This window comes from Trinickia symbiotica (genome assembly GCF_003028655.1).
Taxonomy (GTDB): domain Bacteria; phylum Pseudomonadota; class Gammaproteobacteria; order Burkholderiales; family Burkholderiaceae; genus Trinickia; species Trinickia symbiotica_A.
Genome location: NZ_PYUC01000007.1, coordinates 99,241 through 117,433, shown reverse-complemented (window position 1 = coordinate 117,433; position 18,193 = coordinate 99,241). Strand labels below are relative to the sequence as shown.

Here is an 18,193-nt window from a genome sequence, read left to right as displayed (position 1 = left end):
GCGCTGCGCTACAATTCGAGCCATGTTGACCGATCGGCTTTTCGCACGCTCGGCGCGGCCGTCCGGTGCCCGGGCGGACTCGGCGCCGTCTCGCTGGCACCACGGACCGTGGTGGTCCAATTCCTATTTGCTGACGCCGCTCCTCTCGATCCTGGTGTTCCTCGTCGTGATGAGCCTGATCCTCTGGAGCTTGAACCGGCGCGAGCAGCAGCAGCAGGAGGACACGCTTTTCCGCAACGTGGCGTGGGCCCAGCAGCAGATCCGCCTCTCCATGACGGGCGCGCAGGAACAATTGCAGGGCGTGGCGCGCGATCTCGCGGCCGGCCACGAGGAGGAACGCTCGTTTCAGACGTCGACGGCCGACATCATGCAGGCGCACCCCGAGATCGTCTATCTGAACTGGTACACGAGCGGAAAGACGCTGCACTGGCCCGACATGGCGCCGCCGCTCGCGGGGCAGCGTTTCGCGCGGCTCACGGACGCGCAGATGGACATGGCCGTCACGGCCGCTTTCGGCGAGGCGCGCAGCACGCGGCGCCAGGTCTACTCGCCGCTCATCTACGACGACCTCGGCAACGGCTACCTGACGCTGCAAACACCCGTTTATCGCGATCGCGAGTTTCTCGGCTCGATTGCCGCGGTATTTTCGATCGAAGGGATTCTGAAGCACGACATTCCGCCCGAGCTTTCGGCGAAATACAAGATTTCGCTGCTCGACGCGGACAACCGGGAGCTCTCGACGACGTCGACGCGCCCGCGCCTGCCGCGCGACATCTTCTACGATCTGCCGCTCGACCCGCCGGGCCAAGGGCTCACCGTGCGCGTCTACGCGTTTCCGCAGATCACGAACTTCACGAACAACACACTCGTGTGGCTCGTGGCGGGGCTGTCGTGCTTCGTCCTCTGGAGTCTCTGGAGCCTCTGGAAGCACACGCGCCAGCGCTTCGAGGCGCAGCAGGCGCTGTATGCCGAGGCGTTCTTCAGACGCGCGATGGAGAACTCGGTGCTGATCGGCATGCGCGTGCTCGACATGCACGGACGGATCACGCACGTGAACCCCGCGTTCTGCCGGATGACGGGCTGGGACGAAAGCGACCTCGTCGGCAAGACGCCGCCGTTTCCGTACTGGCCGCGCGACTCCTATCCCGAAATGCAGCGTCAGATCGACATGACGCTGCGCGGCAAGGCGCCCTCCTCGGGTTTCGAGTTGCGCGTGCGCCGCAAGGACGGCTCGATCTTCCATGCACGGCTTTACGTCTCGCCGCTCATCGACAGCTCGGGACGGCAAACCGGCTGGATGTCGTCGATGACCGACATCACGGAGCCGAAGCGCGCGCGCGAAGAGCTCGCCGCGGCCCACGAGCGGTTCACGACCGTGCTCGAAAGCCTCGACGCCGCCGTTTCGGTGCTCGCCGCCGACGAAGCCGAGCTGCTGTTCGCTAACCGTTATTACCGGCACCTTTTCGGCATTCGGCCCGACGGGCACCTCGAGCTCGCGGGCGGCGGCGGCTTCGATTCGACGCAGGCGTCGTCGGACTCGATCGATATGGTCGATACCTACGCCGGGCTGCCGGCCGCCGCACTGACCGAAGGCACGGCCGATGCGCAGGAAGTCTACGTCCAGAGCATCCAGAAGTGGTTCGAGGTGCGCCGCCAGTACATCCAGTGGGTCGATGGCCATCTCGCGCAGATGCAGATCGCCACCGACATCACGACGCGCAAGCAGGCGCAGGAACTCGCGCGTCAACAGGAAGAGAAGCTGCAGTTCACGAGCCGCCTGATGACGATGGGCGAGATGGCTTCCTCGCTCGCGCACGAGCTCAATCAGCCGCTCGCCGCGATCAACAACTACTGCTCGGGCACGGTGGCGCTCGTCAAGGCGGGTCGCACGACGCCCGATACGCTCTTGCCCGTGCTCGAAAAGACGGCGCAGCAGGCCGTGCGCGCGGGCATGATCATCAAGCGAATCCGCGAGTTCGTGAAGCGCAGCGAGCCGAAACGCCAGGCGGCGCGCGTCTCCGATATTGTCGCCGACGCGGTGGGCCTCGCCGAGATCGAGACCCGCAAGCGCAGGATTCGGATCGTGACGGAAATCCGTTCACGGCTGCCCGTCATCTATGTCGACCCGGTTCTCATCGAGCAGGTGCTCGTCAACCTGCTCAAGAACGCCGCCGAGGCGATGCACGGCGCGCGGCCGAACGCCGTCGATCCGGCGATCCGGATCGTCGTCCGACTCGATGCCGGGTTCGTCTGCATCAGCGTGATCGATCAGGGCCCGGGCGTGGACGAAGCGGCCATCGAGCGCCTCTTCGAGCCGTTTTTCAGCACCAAGTCGGACGGCATGGGCATGGGGCTCAACATCTGCCGATCGATCATCGAGTCGCATCGCGGACGCCTGTGGGTCGTCAACAACATCGATGCCGACGGACAGGTTACAGGCGCCACGTTTCACGTTAGTCTGCCGATCGGCGAACCAGCCGATCATAACCAAGGCGGGTCCGAGGCACAGAGACCGCAAACTGTCACGGGAGAACTATGAGCAGCCCAGTCACCACTCAGGAAACCGTCTTTGTCGTCGACGACGACGAGGCCGTGCGCGATTCGCTGCGTTGGCTGCTTGAGGCGAACGGCTATCGGGTGCAGTGCTTCACGAGCGCCGAACAGTTCCTCGACGCCTATCAGCCCGCTCAGCACCCGGGGCAGATCGCCTGCCTGATTCTCGACGTGCGCATGTCCGGCATGAGCGGCCTCGAGCTGCAGGAACGGCTGATTGCCGAGAACGCCTCGCTGCCGATCATCTTCGTCACCGGACACGGCGATGTGCCGATGGCCGTCTCGACGATGAAAAAAGGCGCGATGGATTTCATCGAAAAGCCGTTCGACGAGGCCGAGCTCCGCAAGCTCGTCGAGCGGATGCTCGAGAAGGCGCGCAGCGAGAGCACCACGGTCCAGCAACAGCGGGCGGCCGCCGAGCGGCTCTCGAAGTTGACGGCGCGCGAGCATCAGGTGCTCGAGCGCATCATCGCCGGGCGCCTCAACAAGCAGATCGCCGATGACCTCGGGATCAGCATCAAGACCGTCGAGGCGCACCGGGCGAACATCATGGAAAAGCTCAACGTCAACACGGTCGCCGACCTGCTGCGACTCGCGCTGTCGAACAAGCCGCAGCAACAATAGGCGCCGGGCGAAACGCCACGCGCGGCGTTTCGCTGCATCGTCTCGCCCCTCCAAGCTTCGCTGCCTCGCCGGTTGGACTGCCAGTCGGGCCAATAGCCCGGCGGTATAATTTTTCCTTTGTCCCGACCGACCATCCATGACAGCCCAATTGATCGACGGCATCGCCCTTTCCAAGACTCTGCGCGCGGAAGTCGCGACGCGCGCCGCGGCGCTCACGGCGCGCGGACACAAGCCGGGCCTCGCCGTCGTGCTCGTCGGGGATAATCCGGCGAGCGAAGTCTATGTGCGCAACAAGGTGAAGGCGTGCGAAGACAACGGCATTCACTCGTCGTATGACCGCTATCCCGCGACGCTCTCAGAGGCGGCTCTCCTCGCGCGCATCGACGAGCTCAATCGCGATCCGCAAATCCACGGCATCCTCGTTCAACTGCCGCTGCCGCCGCACATCGACAGCCATAAAGTCATCGAAGCGATCGCTCCCGAAAAGGACGTGGACGGCTTTCATATTGCGAACGCCGGCGCGCTGCTGACGGGCAAGCCCCTCTTTCGACCCTGCACGCCGTACGGCGTCATGAAGATGTTCGAAGCGCACGGCATCGCGCTGAAAGGCGCGAATGCGGTCGTCATTGGGCGGTCCAACATCGTCGGCAAACCGATGGCGCTCCTGCTGCTCGAGGCCGGCGCGACGGTCACCCTCTGCCACAGCAAGACGCGCGACCTCGCGGCGCATACGCGGGCAGCCGACGTCATCGTCGCGGCGACGGGGCGGCGGAACATCGTGACGGCCGATATGGTCAAGCCCGGGGCCGTCGTCATCGACGTCGGGATGAACCGCGACGAGGCCGGCAAGCTATGCGGCGACGTCGATTTCGCGGCGGTCCGCGATGTAGCCGGCTTCATCACGCCGGTGCCCGGCGGCGTCGGCCCGATGACGATCACGATGCTGCTCGTCAATACCATCGAAGCGGCCGAGCGCATGGCGGCGTCGGCCGAAGCGAAACGGGCTTAGTAGGCTTTCGAGCGAAAACGACGCGGGCCGCTGGAAATCTCGCGCGGCGTCCCAAACTGGTGATTCGGGTGCATGATGCCCGTTATCCCATTCACGACAGACAGGAAGCTCCATGGCCCAGCACACGTCTCATCCGACCGAAGCGCAGCAACCGCCGAACGCGTCGGGCAACCCGTTGCTCGACTTCTCGGGCCTGCCGCGCTTCGGAGAAATCCGCCCCGAGCATGTCACGCCCGCGCTCGATGTTCTGCTCGCCGATGCGAAAGCGGCCATCGAACGCGCGGTCGACCCGCAAACGCCCGCCAGCTGGTCCGACGTCATCGACGCCACCGAGCGCGCGACCGAGCCGCTTTCGCGCGCCTGGAGCGTGGTCGGCCACCTCAATGCCGTCGCCGATACGCCCGAGCTGCGCGCGACCTACTCCGAAAACCTGCCGCGCGTGACCGAGTTCTGGTCGAGCGTCGGCCAGAATCTCGCACTGTTCGAGAAATACAAGGCGATCGCGGCGAGCGCCGAGTATGCGACGCTCAACGTCGAGCGCAAGAAGATTCTCGAAAACGCGCTGCGCGACTTCCGGCTGTCGGGCGCCGAGCTGCCCGAGGAAAGCAAGCCGCGCTTCAGCGAGTTGCAGGAGCGGCAAGCGGCGCTCGCGAAGGCGTTCTCCGATCATGTGCTCGACTCGACGAACGCCTACGCCTATATCGCCAAGTCCGAGGCCGAGCTCGCCGGACTGCCCGAAGACGTCGTAGAAGCCGCGTGCCAGGCCGCGCAGGCGGCGGGCGCCGAAGGCTGGAAGTTCACGCTGCACTTCCCGTCGTACTTCCCCGTGATGCAGTACGCCGCTCACCGCCCGATGCGCGAGGCGATGTACCGGGCCTATGTGACACGGGCGTCGGAGCTTGGCGGCGTCTACGGCGCGGGCAAGTCCGAATGGGACAACACCGAGATCATGGCCGAGCTGCTGAAGCTGCGCCGCGAAGAGGCTCAGATGCTCGGCTACCGCAACTTCGCCGAAGTCTCGCTCGTGCCGAAGATGGCCGATTCGCCCGATCAGGTGGTCGCATTCCTCGACGATCTCGCGCAACGCGCACGCCCGTACGCCGACGAGGATTGGCGCGAGCTGCGCGAATTCGCCGCCGGTGAGTTGGGCTTGGCACAGCTCGAGCCGTGGGACGTCGCGTTCGCGAGCGAACGCCTGCGCGAGAAGCGCTACGCATTCTCCGAAAACGAGGTCAAGCAATACTTCCCGGAGCCCGTCGTGCTGAACGGTCTCTTCCGGGTGGCGGAGACGCTCTTTGGCGTCTCGATCCGCCGTGACGAAGCGCCTGTCTGGCATCCCGATGTTCGCTTCTTCCGCGTCGAGAATCGCGACGGCTCGCTCGTCGCCCAGTTCTATCTCGATCTCTATGCGCGCGAAGGCAAGCGCGGTGGCGCCTGGATGGACGACGCGCGCTCGCGTCACAGGACGGAGCACGGCGTACAAACGCCCGTCGCCTACCTCACCTGCAATTTTTCGGCGCCCGTCGGCGGCAAGCCGGCGTGCTTCACGCACGATGAAGTCATCACGCTCTTCCATGAGTTCGGGCACGGGCTGCATCACATGCTGACGCGCGTCGAAGAACTCGCGGTGTCGGGCATCAACGGCGTCGAATGGGATGCGGTCGAACTGCCTTCGCAATTCATGGAGAACTTCTGTTGGGAGTGGGATGTGCTCACCGGCATGACGTCTCATGTCGACTCCGGCGCTGCCCTGCCCCGCGAGCTTTTCGACAAAATGCTCGCAGCCAAGAACTTCCAGAGCGGGCTCGGCATGTTGCGGCAGATCGTGTTTTCGATCTTCGACATGCGCCTGCATACGGACTTCGGCGCGGCCGGCTCAAGTGCGGCCGCCGCGCGCAGCGCGAACGATCTCGCTCGCGAGATCAACGAACGCTACCACGTGATTCCGCAGGCACCGTTCTCGCGTTGGCCGAACACGTTCAGTCACATTTTCGCGGGCGGCTATGCGGCCGGCTATTACAGCTATAAGTGGGCTGAAGTACTGTCCGCCGATGCTTATGCCGCATTCGAAGATGCCGCGCGCGCGGCGAATGGCAGCGTGCTCGACTCGGACACGGGCCGCCGCTATCGTCGCGAGATACTCGAAGTAGGCGGTAGCCGGCCGGCAATGGAGTCGTTCAAGGCGTTCCGCGGCCGCGCGCCGACGATCGACGCGCTCTTGCGGCACAACGGCATGGCCGGCGCGCCGACGGCGCATTGATGATGGCGTGGCGCAGGCGCCTGGTGTCGGCGCAAGGCGCCGGCGCTTGCCTCGCGGCAAGTTCGCGTGGTGCTCAGCGATGCAGCTTGAAGTCGACTTCGGCTGGCCGCCCTTCGATCGATAGCGAGGCACGAGCGGCAGGCGAGCGCGCGATCACGCGGCCACGCCGAATGACGGCTAGCCTCGCCGCGCGCAATCTGATCGCCTCGACCGGATCGCGAGCGTCGAGCAGCACGCAGTCAGCCCGACAGCCTACCGCGATCCCATAGTCCTCTAAGCCGAGAATGCGCGCGGGGTTCGCCGTGACGGCATCGAACGCGGCACGCATCGCCGCTTGTCCCGTCATCTGCGCGACGTGCAAGCCCATGTGGGCCACTTCGAGCATGTCGCCCGACCCAAGGCTGTACCAAGGGTCCATCACGCAATCGTGGCCAAACGCCACGTCGATACCGGCCGCCATCATTTCCGGCACGCGTGTCATGCCGCGTCGCTTCGGATACGTGTCGGCGCGGCCTTGAAGCGTAATGTTGATCAACGGATTGGCGATGGCGGCCACGCCCGATTCGCGCATGAGCGGCAGCAGCTTGCTCACGTAGTAGTTGTCCATCGAATGCATCGACGTAAGATGCGAGCCGGTCACGCGACCGTGAAGTCCGAGCCGGTGTGTCTCGGCGCATAGCGTCTCGATGTGGCGCGATAGCGGATCGTCCGATTCGTCGCAGTGCACGTCGACCGGCAGTGCTTTGTCGGCGGCGAACTCGCAGAGCATGCGCACCGATTGCGCGCCATCGGCCATGGTGCGCTCGAAGTGCGGGATGCCGCCCACTACGTCCACACCCATGGCGATCGCACGCTTGAGGTTTTCAAAGGCGCCTGCGCTGCGCAGCAGCCCGTCTTGCGGAAATGCGACGAGCTGCAAGTCGAGGTAGGGCGCGACGCGGCGCTTGACTTCGAGCAACGCTTCGACTGCCAGAAGGCGCTCGTCGCAGACATCGACATGCGAACGGATCGCGAGCAATCCTCGAGCTACCGCCCAATCGCAATACTCGAGCGCCCGTTCGATCAGGGCTTCCTGCTTCAGATGCGGCTTCAGCTCACCCCACAACGCAATGCCTTCGAGCAAGGTTCCCGATTGATTCACGCGCGGCAGACCGTACGAGAGCGTCGCGTCCATGTGGAAATGCGCGTCGACGAACGGCGGCGTGACGAGCGAGCCCGCCGCGTCGATCTCGTCACGAGCCGACACGGCGAGGTGGCGTTCGATAGCCGCGATGCCCTCGCCCGCTATGCCGATGTCGACGAGCGCGTCGCGTCCCGCGACGTATGAAGGCAATGCAGCGCGGCGAATGATCAGGTCCAGCATCGGCGACTCCTCGCTCGTTGATTGGAGATGGCTCGGCGTCGATTGTAGAGCCGCCGTAGGTTCAATCGACGTCGAAGAGGGGAAACTGCCCGTTGTTCGCGGCATCGTCTTCCTCTTCCAGACGCACGCCGACACCGAGCAGCCGCACCGGCTTGTTACGTCGTGCAAAGCCTTTCTCGAGCAGCGATAGTATCGTCGGCAGGTCCGTCGCTTCGGCCACGCATTCGACCGTCGTCCGCTGAAAATCGGCGAAGCGGATCTTGACGAAGAGCTTGCGCACCGCGGCAGCGGCGCTCGCCCGGCCGATGCGCGTATCGAGCTGCTCGGCAAGACGCCGGATTTCGCTCGCGCACTCCTCGAGCGTGCGCAAATCCGTCACGTAGGTCGTCTCGACGCTGATCGACTTGCGCTCCTGGTCCGCTTCGACGGGACGATGATCGATCCCGCGCGAGAGCTCGTAGAGGCGCCGGCCGAATTTCCCGAAGCGGCGATGCAAATCCACGAGCGCCCATTGCCGCAAATCGGCACATGTCACGATGCCGAGTTTTTCGAGCTTTGCCGCCGTCACCTTACCGACGCCAAAAATCTTGCGCACGGGCAACGCCGCGACGAATGCATCGACCTCCTCCGGCCGCACCACGAAAAGCCCATCGGGCTTGTTCCAATCCGATGCGATCTTCGCGACGAACTTGTTCGGTGCGACGCCCGCTGACACTGTCACGCCGACGGTCTCGCGCACCCGTTCGCGGATCTCGGCCGCCATCAGCGTGGCGCTGCCTTTGCAGCGTGTGGAGTGTGTGACGTCGAGATAGGCTTCGTCGAGCGAGAGGGGTTCCACGTCGGCCGTGTAATCGCGATAGATGGCCATGATCTGGCGCGAGGCCGTGCGGTATTTTTCCATCGCCGACGGCAGGATCAACAGCTCGGGACACTTGCGCATGGCGAGCGCCGACGACATGGCCGAATGAATGCCGAAGCGGCGTGCCTCGTAGTTGCAAGTGGCGATGACGCCGCGCTGCTCGGGCCGGCCGCCGACGGCAAGCGGCCGACCGCGCAGGCTCGGGTCGTCGCGCATCTCGACGGACGCGTAGAAGCAGTCGCAATCGCAGTGGATAATCTTGCGTGAAAAATCTGCGCGAGCAAGTACCGCCTGGGCGCCCGGGGGCGCAGACTCGGGATCGACGGCAGATGTGGGGGACCGGTCGCGCGTGCTCAAGGTGGCGATACTGTACAAAAACACAGTCCAGGTTTCAAGCAGTTCGCCGAGGCGTTAGGGCCGGTTCTTTATGAGTCTGACGGCCTGCTGATTCTCTAACATCCAGTTAGCCGTCACCCCGCACCGAAAACGGATCAATTCCACTATGCACTCGAAATCGCGTTGCAGATCGCGTGAAAAAATCGGTTCATGGTGCGCTATCCGATTGCGTAGGTGCTCATTCTGGGCGCGGACAGCGTCCGCTTAATGGCCTGGACAGTTTCTGACGTTGACGACATAGTTGATTGGGCTTTATACTGCTTTAGCTAGCCACGGGACTTGCGGGCGTAAGCCTCCCCCCGAGGACACACGAAAGTTCAAAAGCCCACCGAAAGGTGGGCTTTTGTTTTTTCGGATCTTACGAACTGGCGTCGCAAGTCAGGCGCATGAAGCACGAAAACCGGACCAACTGAGGAACATGGAAGCTGCGCTGCGTACTGCGTAATCAACGCGTTGACGCCGACAGCACGTTGGGCGACACCCGCGTCTATGCAACGATTCGCGAGCGTGTCGCCTAGCAACAGCTTTGGCAGAGGGGGAGCACGCCCGGATCGGGAGCGCACAAAGACAAAACCCGCCATACGTAGGCGGGTTTTTCGATTGGTTGCGGGGGTAGGATTTGAACCTACGACCTTCGGGTTATGAGCCCGACGAGCTGCCAGACTGCTCCACCCCGCGTCAGAGAAATGAAACTATAGCGCGAATTTCGCATTCCGTCAAACGCTCAGATGCTTTGCTCTCATCGGTGCATCGCGCCGCGCACCGTCATCATCTCCGTCGCATGTAGCGGGCCCGGTTGCCCGCCCCTACGATCGGACAAAACGACTCCGGGTGACACCTCAATGCGAATGACGCGGATCGCCATGCGTTTCGACGACCTTCAGATAGAGCGTCGCGGGCTCGAGACATCCGCCTGTCGAAAGTTGCCCCACGAATTGCCGGTAGATTTCCTGCCACGGCGTCTGCGATGGCGGAACCTGCAGCGTTGCCTCACCGCGGCGGCGCGCTAACTCCGCTTCGTCGACGAGTACGTCGACACGCCGCGCATTGAGGTCCACCCGCACGCGGTCGCCTGTGCGCAGCAACGCGAGGCCGCCACCCACGGCCGCTTCCGGCGACATATTGAGAATCGAGGGGCTCGCCGACGTACCGCTTTGCCGCCCATCGCCCATGCATGGCAGCGAGTCGATGCCGCGCTTCACGAGCGCCGCGGGCGGCGCCATATTCACGACCTCGGCGCTGCCGGGATAGCCGACAGTGCCACAGCCGCGAATCACGAGTATGCAATGCTCGTCGATAGCGAGCGACGGATCGTTGATCCGCGCGTGGTAGTCCTCCGGGCCGTCGAATACGATCGCACGGGCCTCGAACGTATTCTCCGCGCCGGGCTCGCTGAGATACGTCTTCCGGAACGCGTCGCCCACAACCGACATCTTCATGATCGCGCTATCGAAGAAATTGCCCGTCAGCACGATGAAGCCAGCACGCTGCTTCAGCGGCTCGTCGAATCGGCGAATGACATCCCCATCCGCATCAGGCGCCGCGCTGGCGATCTCAGCGATCGTACGCCCCGACACCGTGACGCACTCACCATGCACCGAACCGGCCGCGTGCAATTGGCGCAGTACCGCGGGCACGCCGCCCGCTCGATGGAAACCCTCGCCGAGATATTCGCCCGCGGGCATGCAGTTCGCGAGCAGCGGCACGTCCTCGCCGAGGCGCTGCCAATCCTCGAGGCTCAACTCGATTCCCATATGGCGCGCGATGGCGATCAAATGCGGCGGACAATTCGTCGAGGCGCCGAGCGCGGAAGCGACGACGATCGCGTTTTCGAACGCTTCGCGCGTGAGAATCTTCGATGGGCGCACGTCCTCGCGCACGAGTTCGACAATACGTTTGCCCGTCGCATAGGCCATCTGCCCGCGCTCGCGATAAGCCGCCGGGATGGAAGCGCACCCGGGCAGCGACATGCCGAGCGCTTCGGCCAGGCTGTTCATTGAAAGCGCCGTGCCCATCGTATTGCAATGACCGACCGAAGGCGATGCCGCGACGGTGAGCTCCATGAAGCCTTCGTAGTCGATCTCGCCGGCCGCAAGCAGGTTGCGCGCGTGCCAGATGACGGTGCCGGACCCCACGCGCTTGCCTTGGAACCAGCCATCGAGCATCGGCCCGCCGGAGAGCACGATCGCAGGCAGGTCGACCGTCGCGGCCGCCATCAGGCTGGCTGGCGTCGTCTTGTCGCACCCCGTCGTCAGCACGACGCCGTCGAGCGGATAGCCGTGCAGCACCTCGACGAGGCCGAGATAAGCGAGATTGCGATCGAGCGCCGCAGTCGGCCGGCGGCTCTGCTCGGCAAGCGGATGGACGGGAAACTCCATCGGAATGCCGCCCGCGTCTCGAATCCCCGCCTTCGTGCGTTGCGCGAGTTCGATATGGTGTCGATTGCAGGGCGTGAGGTCGTTGCCCGTCTGCGCGATGCCGATGATGGGGCGACCCGACTGCAATTCCTCGCGCGTCAGGCCGTAATTCATGAAGCGCTCGACGTACAGCGCGGTCATGTCCGCGTGGGCCGGGTCGTCGAACCATTTCTGGCTTCTCAGTCTTCGTGTCGTCGATGACATGTTGTATTCCTTTGCCGAGCCTTTGCCGGGGAACCCAGGTTAAGCACTATTGCAATTCTTTGCACGGAAATGCGCTCGTCGCAATCCGGCTTTGATCGCAGACCAGCACGTTCGGCGTCAAAGGCCGCCGTACCACCCCGCATCGACAAAATACTCTCGTCCCGAGCAGCGCTCGGCATCGTCCGATGCGAGAAAGAGCGCCATGCGCGCGACATGGTGAGGCTCGATGCGCTGCGGCAAACACTGATCGGCGACGAGCTTTGCCTCGCTTTCGGGCGACTGCCAGAGCTTCATTTGCCTTGGCGTCTTCACGGCGCCGGGAATGATCGCGTTGACGCGGATGCCAAAGCCGCCGAGATCGCGGGCGAGCCCACGCGTCAGGCCTTCGATGCCCGCCTTCGCTGTCATGTAGATCGACAAGCTGGGCAAAGCAAGATGCCATGAGATCGAACCGAGATTCAAAATGGCGCCGTTGCCGGACTTTTTCATCACGTCAGCCGCATGCTGCGCGCAAAAGAACTGATGCCGCAGGTTGACCGCGATGCGCTCGTCCCAGTACTCGGCCGTGACGGTCGCGAACTCGTGCCGATCGTCGTTCGCCGCGTTGTTGACGAGAACGTCGATCGTACCCGCGTGAGCCTCGACTTCGGAGAACAAGCGCGCTATCGCCGCCACATCGCGCAGGTCGCAACGGTAGAAACGCGGCGGATGCGCGCAACCGGCAAGCTTTTGCTCGAGCGCGACCGAATCGGCTTCGGCCACATCGGCGAAGAACACCCGGGCGCCCTGTTGCGCGAACGCTTCGACGATCGCCGCGCCGATACCACTTCCTCCCCCCGTCACGACGACGGTCTTCCCGCTCAAGCTGGGGTAAATTGCATACGACATGCGAGTTCCGATCAGTTCGTTAGTAGTGCTTGATGTTACGCCGCACCGGGCGCCCTGCCTATCGGCGCTATCGGCGCGCGGGAGCACCCTTGGAGGTCCCCGAAGGAAGTCCCTTTAGGGACATCCCGCTTCAGCGCTTATTCGATCCGGATACGACATCGATCCACACGGCGAGCACGAGGATCCCGCCCTTGACGATCATTTGCCAGTAAGCGTCGACATCGAGCATCGACATCCCGTTGTCGAGGCTGGCCATGACGAGCGCGCCGATCAGCGCGCCGTAGACCGTGCCCGATCCGCCGCGCATCGACGTGCCGCCGATGAAACACGCGGCGATCGCGTCGAGTTCGCCCATCGTGCCCGCCGACGGCGATCCCGCCGCGAGCCGCGCGGTGTTGACGATGCCGGCGATCGCGCACATGAGGCCCATCAACGCAAAGACGGCAAGCTTGACCCGATTCGTATCGACGCCCGAAAGACGCGTGGCTTCCAGATTCGAGCCGACCGAATAGATGCGGCGCCCGAACACCGTCTGCGTCGCGATCCATGTGAAGATGCCGAGCAACGCGAGCACGAGCAAGACCGGCACCGGAATGCCGCCGTAGCTGTCGAGCACGGCCACGAAGACGGCCAAAATGACGCCCGCGCCCACGATCTTCATGCCGTCCTGCCACATCGGCAGCACGGGCAGCTCATAGCGGCGCCGGTTGCTACGCTGCCGGACCGTCAGAATCGCAAGGAGTACGAACAAAACGACGGCGAGAGCGTCGCCGGCGAAGCGGGGCAAGTAGCCCTGCCCGATGAAGACGAAGTGGTCCGATACCGGTGCGATCGTCGAGCCGCCGGTCAGGCCCAGCAATACGCCACGGTAAGCGAGCATGCCGCCGAGCCCGACGATGAACGAAGGCACGCGCCGATACGTCGAGAGCCAGCCGTTGAACATGCCCGCCAGCACGCCGAGCGCAAGCGCGATCGGCACCGTCAGCGCGATCGGCCATTGCCGGTTCACGTCGAGGATCGCCGCGACGCCGCCCGCCAGACCGAGCAGCGAGCCCACCGACAAATCGATCTCGCCCGCGATGATCACGAAGACCATGCCGCAGGCGAGCATGCCGCTGATCGACATTTGCCGCAGCAGATTGGAGAGATTGCGCGGTGTCGCGAACGCGCCATGCGTGAGTACGGAAAAGAAAAGCCAGATGGCCGCGACGGCAAAAAGCAGCGCGAGGATCTTGTAGCGTGCAAAAAGTTGCTGAACGCGCTGCGTGCCGGCGAGGCCCGCGGGCGATGCGCCGCCGCTCGCGCGCGAAGAAATCGTATCGGGTGTCATGCATGCGCCTCGTTTAAGTCCACGGCGTCCCCGACGGGCTGAATCGCGGCCGTGAGTATCTGTTCCTGCGTGAGACCGTCGTTGATGAAATCGCCACGCAGCTCGCCTTCGCCGATCACGAGCACGCGATCGCTGATGCCGAGCACTTCGGGGAGCTCCGACGACACCATCACGATCGCCATGCCGGCCTTGGCGAGTTGGAAAATCAATTTGTAGATCTCGTACTTCGCGCCGACATCGACGCCGCGCGTCGGCTCGTCGAGTATCAGCACCTTCGGCTCGGTCAGCAGCATGCGCGTGAGAACGGCCTTTTGCTGATTGCCGCCGGAAAGGCTCGCGATCGAGAGCATCGGGTGCGCCGCCCGAACCGATAGCCGCTGCATCTCTTTGCGGATCGTATCGAGCTCGGCGGCCGCGTCGATCGCGCCGCGCTTAGCGAACCGCTTCAGCACGGCGAGCGTGATGTTGTGCCCGACGCCCAACTGCGGCACGATGCCGTGGCGCTTGCGATCCTCCGGCACCATGGCGATGCCCGCGCGTATGGCATCGGAGGGTGAGCGAATCGCCAGAGGCTTGCCCTCGAGCACGACGGCGGCGGAACTCGGCCCGGGATAGGCACCGAAGACCGCCGACATCAACTCGGTCCGCCCCGACCCGACGAGCCCGGCGACGCCGACGATTTCGCCGCGGCGCACGCTGAACGACACGTCGTCGACGCGTTTGCGCCGCGGATTCGTCACGTCGAAACAAGTGACGTTGCGCGCTTCGAAGACAACCTCGCCAATCTCGTGCGGTTCGCGCGGAAAGAGATTCTTGATCTCGCGGCCCACCATCAACGAGATGATTCGATCCGTCGAAAGCGCACGCATCGGCTCTGTCGCCACGTGCCGGCCGTCGCGGATGACGGTTATCGTGTCGCAGACGGCTTCGACTTCATCGAGCTTGTGCGAGATATAAACGCACGCCACGCCGCGCCGCTTCAGGTCGCGGACGATGTCGAGAAGGATCTTCGTTTCGGAGGCCGTCAGCGACGACGAAGGCTCGTCGAGGATCAAGAGGCGCGCTTTCTTGTTGAGCGCCTTGGCGATCTCGATCAATTGCTGATGGCCGCCGCCATAGTTCATCACAGGCTGCGCGGCATTGATGCCATGAATGCCGAGTCCGTGCAGCAGCTCGTCGGCACGCCGATACATCGCGGCATAGTTCATCCGCCCGCCGGGCAGCGTGATTTCGTTGCCGAGAAAAATGTTCTCGGCCACCGAAAGCTCGGGCACGAGCATCAATTCCTGATGGATGATGACGATACCCGCCCGCTCGGTATCGCGCACGCTCGCCGCCTTCAGCTCCTACCCTTCCCAGAGGATCGTGCCTTCCCACGTGCCATGCGGATAAACGCCCGACAGTACTTTCATCAGGGTCGATTTGCCCGCGCCGTTCTCGCCGCAAAGGCCGACGCATTCACCGGGGGAGACGCTCAGGTCGATGCCGTCGAGCGCCTTCACGCCGGAGAATGCTTTGACGATGCCCTTCATCGTCAGCAGAGGTTGCGTCATTCGATCTGTCTCGCTCCAATGCGCGGCGCGTGCTCGCGCCCCGATCCGTCGGGACCGGGACGCCGGGCGACGCCGCGCGCAGTATCAGCCTCCCGCGTTGCTGGGCCTCACTGGCTCGCGAGCTGAGCCTGCGTGTAGAAACCGTCCTTCACGACGACGTCGGCGTTTTTCTTCGTCAAGAGGATCGGCTGCAGCAAGATGGTGTCGATCTTCTTCTTACCATTGTCGTACTGCGCGTTATAAGCCGGCTTCTCGCCCTTCGCGAGCTCGACGGCCAGCTTGGCCGCTTCGCTTGCGATGGTCTTGATCGGCTTGTACACCGTCATCGTCTGCGTGCCCGCCATCACGCGCTTGACCGCCGCGAGATCGGCGTCCTGTCCCGAGATCGGCACCTTGCCCGCGAGATGCTGGGCCGCGAGCGCCTGGATCGCTCCGCCGGCCGTGCCGTCGTTCGACGCGACAATCGCGTCGATCTTGTTGCCATTGGCCGTCAATGCGTCCTCGACGATCCGCATCGCCGTCGAAGCGCTCCACTCGGGCACCCATTGCTGGCCGACGACCTTGATATCGCCGCGATCGATCGCGGGTTGGAGCACCTTCAGCTGACCCTCACGCAGCATTTTCGCGTTGTTGTCGGTAGGCGCGCCGCCCAGCAGGAAGTAGTTGCCTTTCGGCTTCGCATCGTAGACGCCCTTCGCCTGCAGCTCGCCGACCTTTTCATTGTCGAAGGAGATATAAGCGTCGACATCGGCGTCGAGAATCAGCCGGTCATACGAGATGACTTTGATGCCGGCCTTCTTGGCCTCGGCAACGACATTGCCGAGCGTTTTCGAATTGAAAGGCACGATGACGATGACATCGACGCCGCGCGAAATCAGGTTTTCGATTTGCGATATCTGACGCTCCTCGCTCGCATCGGCCGATTGAACCGACACGGTCGCACCGAGCTGTTTCGCCGCGGCCACGAAATAATCGCGATCTTTCGACCAGCGTTCGACGCGCAGATCGTCGATGCAAAAGCCGATCTCAGGATGGTCCTTGCTCGCGTGCGCGAGCGGCGCGGCAAAGGTCAGGCCCGCGAGTATCGCTGCACTGACGAGCGAACCCAGGAACGAACGGCGTGCAGTGAATTTCATGTCTCACTCCTTGCTTGTTGGTATTGGCGGCCCCGAAAAAGCGGCTTGTTGGGGCTCCCGAACGAAGTCACCCGGGGGCGCCCTCGAGAGAGAGCCGTTCGGAGATTCCCGAAGGATGTCCCCTTGGGGGACGCCGGCCATACTGCCGCGCACACCGGCGAGCGACAATTGCGAAATTGCGCAGCGCCGATAATGTTTCTTGCCGGTGCGGAGCACACGGCTCGCGCGCATCGGCTTTCCCGCATAGAATCGCTACCAACGCCGAACGGGCCGCCGATCACCCCATCGGAGCGCGCCCGCGCCAGATAAGGAGACGAGCATGCATGACGCCGGACGTGCGCTGGTGCACGTGGCCCGAGGACGAGGGCGCCGATGACGAAGCGGGACGCACCGCAGCGCGCGCAAAAGGCCCACCGCATCGCCCTGCTTTTCAATGCCAACAAGGTCTACGACCGCGAGATCATCACGGGCGTCGGCAACTATCTGCTCTCCACCCGGATCGGCTGGGACGTCTTTCTCGAAGAGGATTTCCGCTGTCGTCTCGGCGGCATCGAGCGTTTCGACGGCGACGGCATCATCGCCGACTTCGACGACCCGGCTGTCTGCGAGGCGCTCAGCGGCTGCCCGCTGCCCGTCGTCGCGGTCGGCTCTTCGTACGAAGACGCATCGCACTATCCGGCGGACGTCCCATATATTGCGACGGACAACACGAAGCTCGTCTCGCTTGCCTATACGCATCTGATCGGCGCGGGGCTCACAAACTTCGCGCTGTACAGCCTGCCGCTTTCACCGAACAACCGCTGGTCGCACCAGCGCGAGCTCGCGTTCGCTCGCTTGCGGGCCGCCGACGGCCGCGCGCCCGAAGCCATCGACGCCGAGATCTATCGCGGCCTTTCCACGAGCGCGCCGACCTGGAATCAGGCAATCGATCAGTTGACGCAATGGCTCCATGCATTGCCGAAGCCCGTCGGCATCATCGCGGTGACGGACGCACGTGCGCGGCATCTGTTGCAGGCCTGCCTGATCGCCGGCATTCCGGTGCCCGAGGATGTGGCGATCATCGGCATCGACAACGATCCGCTCGCGCGCACGCTCACGCGCATCCCGCTTTCGTCCGTGGCGCAAGGCACCGAGGAAATGGGACGTACGGCCGCGCATGTGCTGCACCAGATGTTGCGCGGCGCACGCTTCCCCGGGCGGCGTATCCTCGTGCCGCCCGTCGGCATCAACGTGCTCGAATCGACTAAGCACACGCCCGTTGCAAGCCCGTATGTCGCGCGCGCCCGGCATTTCATCCGGCAATACGCCTGCCGGGGGATCCGGACTGAGCAGGTCGCCGACTATGTGGGCGTGTCGCGCTCGTCGCTCGAAGAGCATTTCCGCCGCGAGCTCCAGTGCACGATCCACCAGGAAATCCTGCGGCAAAAGCTCGATGCGGCCAAGGCGCTGCTGGCGAAGGGCGATACATCGAGCGCCGACGTCGCGATTCGCTGCGGCTTCACTTCGTTGCAATATATGTACGCCGTCTTTCGCCGTGAGCTGGGCTGCACGCCGCGCGAATTTCAGGATCGCGCGAAAATGGCGGTCCAATGATCCGCGCG

The 18,193-nt window shown here is 63.9% G+C and carries 11 protein-coding genes, 1 tRNA gene and 1 pseudogene; 5 read left to right on the top strand and 8 right to left on the bottom strand.

Features of this window, described 5'->3' with window-relative positions; genetic code table 11:
* Positions 1-22: 22 nt before the first annotated feature.
* From fixL to C9I57_RS15220, 4 genes are all read left to right on the top strand, one after another.
* Positions 23-2,539, top strand: coding sequence for an oxygen sensor histidine kinase FixL (gene fixL / locus C9I57_RS15235; RefSeq protein WP_107151506.1), 2,517 nt, complete (start codon positions 23-25; stop codon positions 2,537-2,539).
* On the top strand, positions 2,536-3,177 hold the full coding sequence (gene fixJ / locus C9I57_RS15230) for an oxygen response regulator transcription factor FixJ (RefSeq protein WP_018440237.1): 642 nt from the start codon (positions 2,536-2,538) through the stop codon (positions 3,175-3,177). The genes fixL and fixJ overlap by 4 nt, the downstream gene beginning before the upstream one ends.
* 136 nt (positions 3,178-3,313) lie before the next feature.
* Positions 3,314-4,186, top strand: coding sequence for a bifunctional methylenetetrahydrofolate dehydrogenase/methenyltetrahydrofolate cyclohydrolase FolD (gene folD, locus C9I57_RS15225; RefSeq protein ID WP_107151505.1), 873 nt, complete (start codon positions 3,314-3,316; stop codon positions 4,184-4,186).
* 112 nt (positions 4,187-4,298) lie between these two features.
* On the top strand, positions 4,299-6,446 hold the full coding sequence (locus tag C9I57_RS15220) for a M3 family metallopeptidase (protein WP_107151504.1): 2,148 nt from the start codon (positions 4,299-4,301) through the stop codon (positions 6,444-6,446).
* Positions 6,447-6,519: 73 nt separating this feature from the next.
* Here C9I57_RS15220 and C9I57_RS15215 read toward each other — a convergent pair whose 3' ends face one another.
* The 8 genes and pseudogenes from C9I57_RS15215 to xylF form a co-directional block, all read right to left on the bottom strand.
* Complete coding sequence (locus tag C9I57_RS15215; protein ID WP_107151717.1) at positions 6,520-7,806, bottom strand: amidohydrolase family protein; 1,287 nt, start codon at positions 7,804-7,806, stop codon at positions 6,520-6,522.
* Between the two features lie 64 nt (positions 7,807-7,870).
* Entirely contained in the window at positions 7,871-8,926 is a 1,056-nt protein-coding gene (gene dinB / locus C9I57_RS15210; protein WP_440130214.1) for a DNA polymerase IV, read from the bottom strand.
* A gap of 739 nt (positions 8,927-9,665) precedes the next feature.
* Positions 9,666-9,742, bottom strand: a tRNA-Met gene (locus C9I57_RS15205).
* Positions 9,743-9,903: 161 nt separating this feature from the next.
* Positions 9,904-11,685 carry an IlvD/Edd family dehydratase gene (locus C9I57_RS15200; RefSeq protein ID WP_107151502.1) on the bottom strand — a complete coding sequence of 594 codons (1,782 nt, stop codon included), beginning with the start codon at positions 11,683-11,685 and terminating at the stop codon, positions 9,904-9,906.
* A gap of 117 nt (positions 11,686-11,802) precedes the next feature.
* Entirely contained in the window at positions 11,803-12,573 is a 771-nt protein-coding gene (locus C9I57_RS15195) for an SDR family NAD(P)-dependent oxidoreductase (RefSeq protein WP_107151501.1), read from the bottom strand.
* A gap of 130 nt (positions 12,574-12,703) precedes the next feature.
* Positions 12,704-13,903: a sugar ABC transporter permease gene (locus tag C9I57_RS15190; protein WP_107151500.1), complete on the bottom strand. Its 1,200-nt coding sequence runs from the start codon at positions 13,901-13,903 to the stop codon at positions 12,704-12,706.
* Positions 13,900-15,456: pseudogene (gene xylG / locus C9I57_RS15185) on the bottom strand (D-xylose ABC transporter ATP-binding protein). The gene C9I57_RS15190 and the pseudogene xylG overlap by 4 nt, the downstream one beginning before the upstream one ends.
* Positions 15,457-15,563: 107 nt before the next feature.
* Positions 15,564-16,592 carry a D-xylose ABC transporter substrate-binding protein gene (gene xylF / locus C9I57_RS15180; RefSeq protein ID WP_107151499.1) on the bottom strand — a complete coding sequence of 343 codons (1,029 nt, stop codon included), beginning with the start codon at positions 16,590-16,592 and terminating at the stop codon, positions 15,564-15,566.
* Between the two features lie 372 nt (positions 16,593-16,964).
* Here xylF and C9I57_RS15175 point away from each other — a divergent pair, with 372 nt between their 5' ends.
* Positions 16,965-18,185, top strand: coding sequence for a XylR family transcriptional regulator (locus C9I57_RS15175; protein ID WP_107151498.1), 1,221 nt, complete (start codon positions 16,965-16,967; stop codon positions 18,183-18,185).
* Positions 18,186-18,193: the final 8 nt, after the last annotated feature.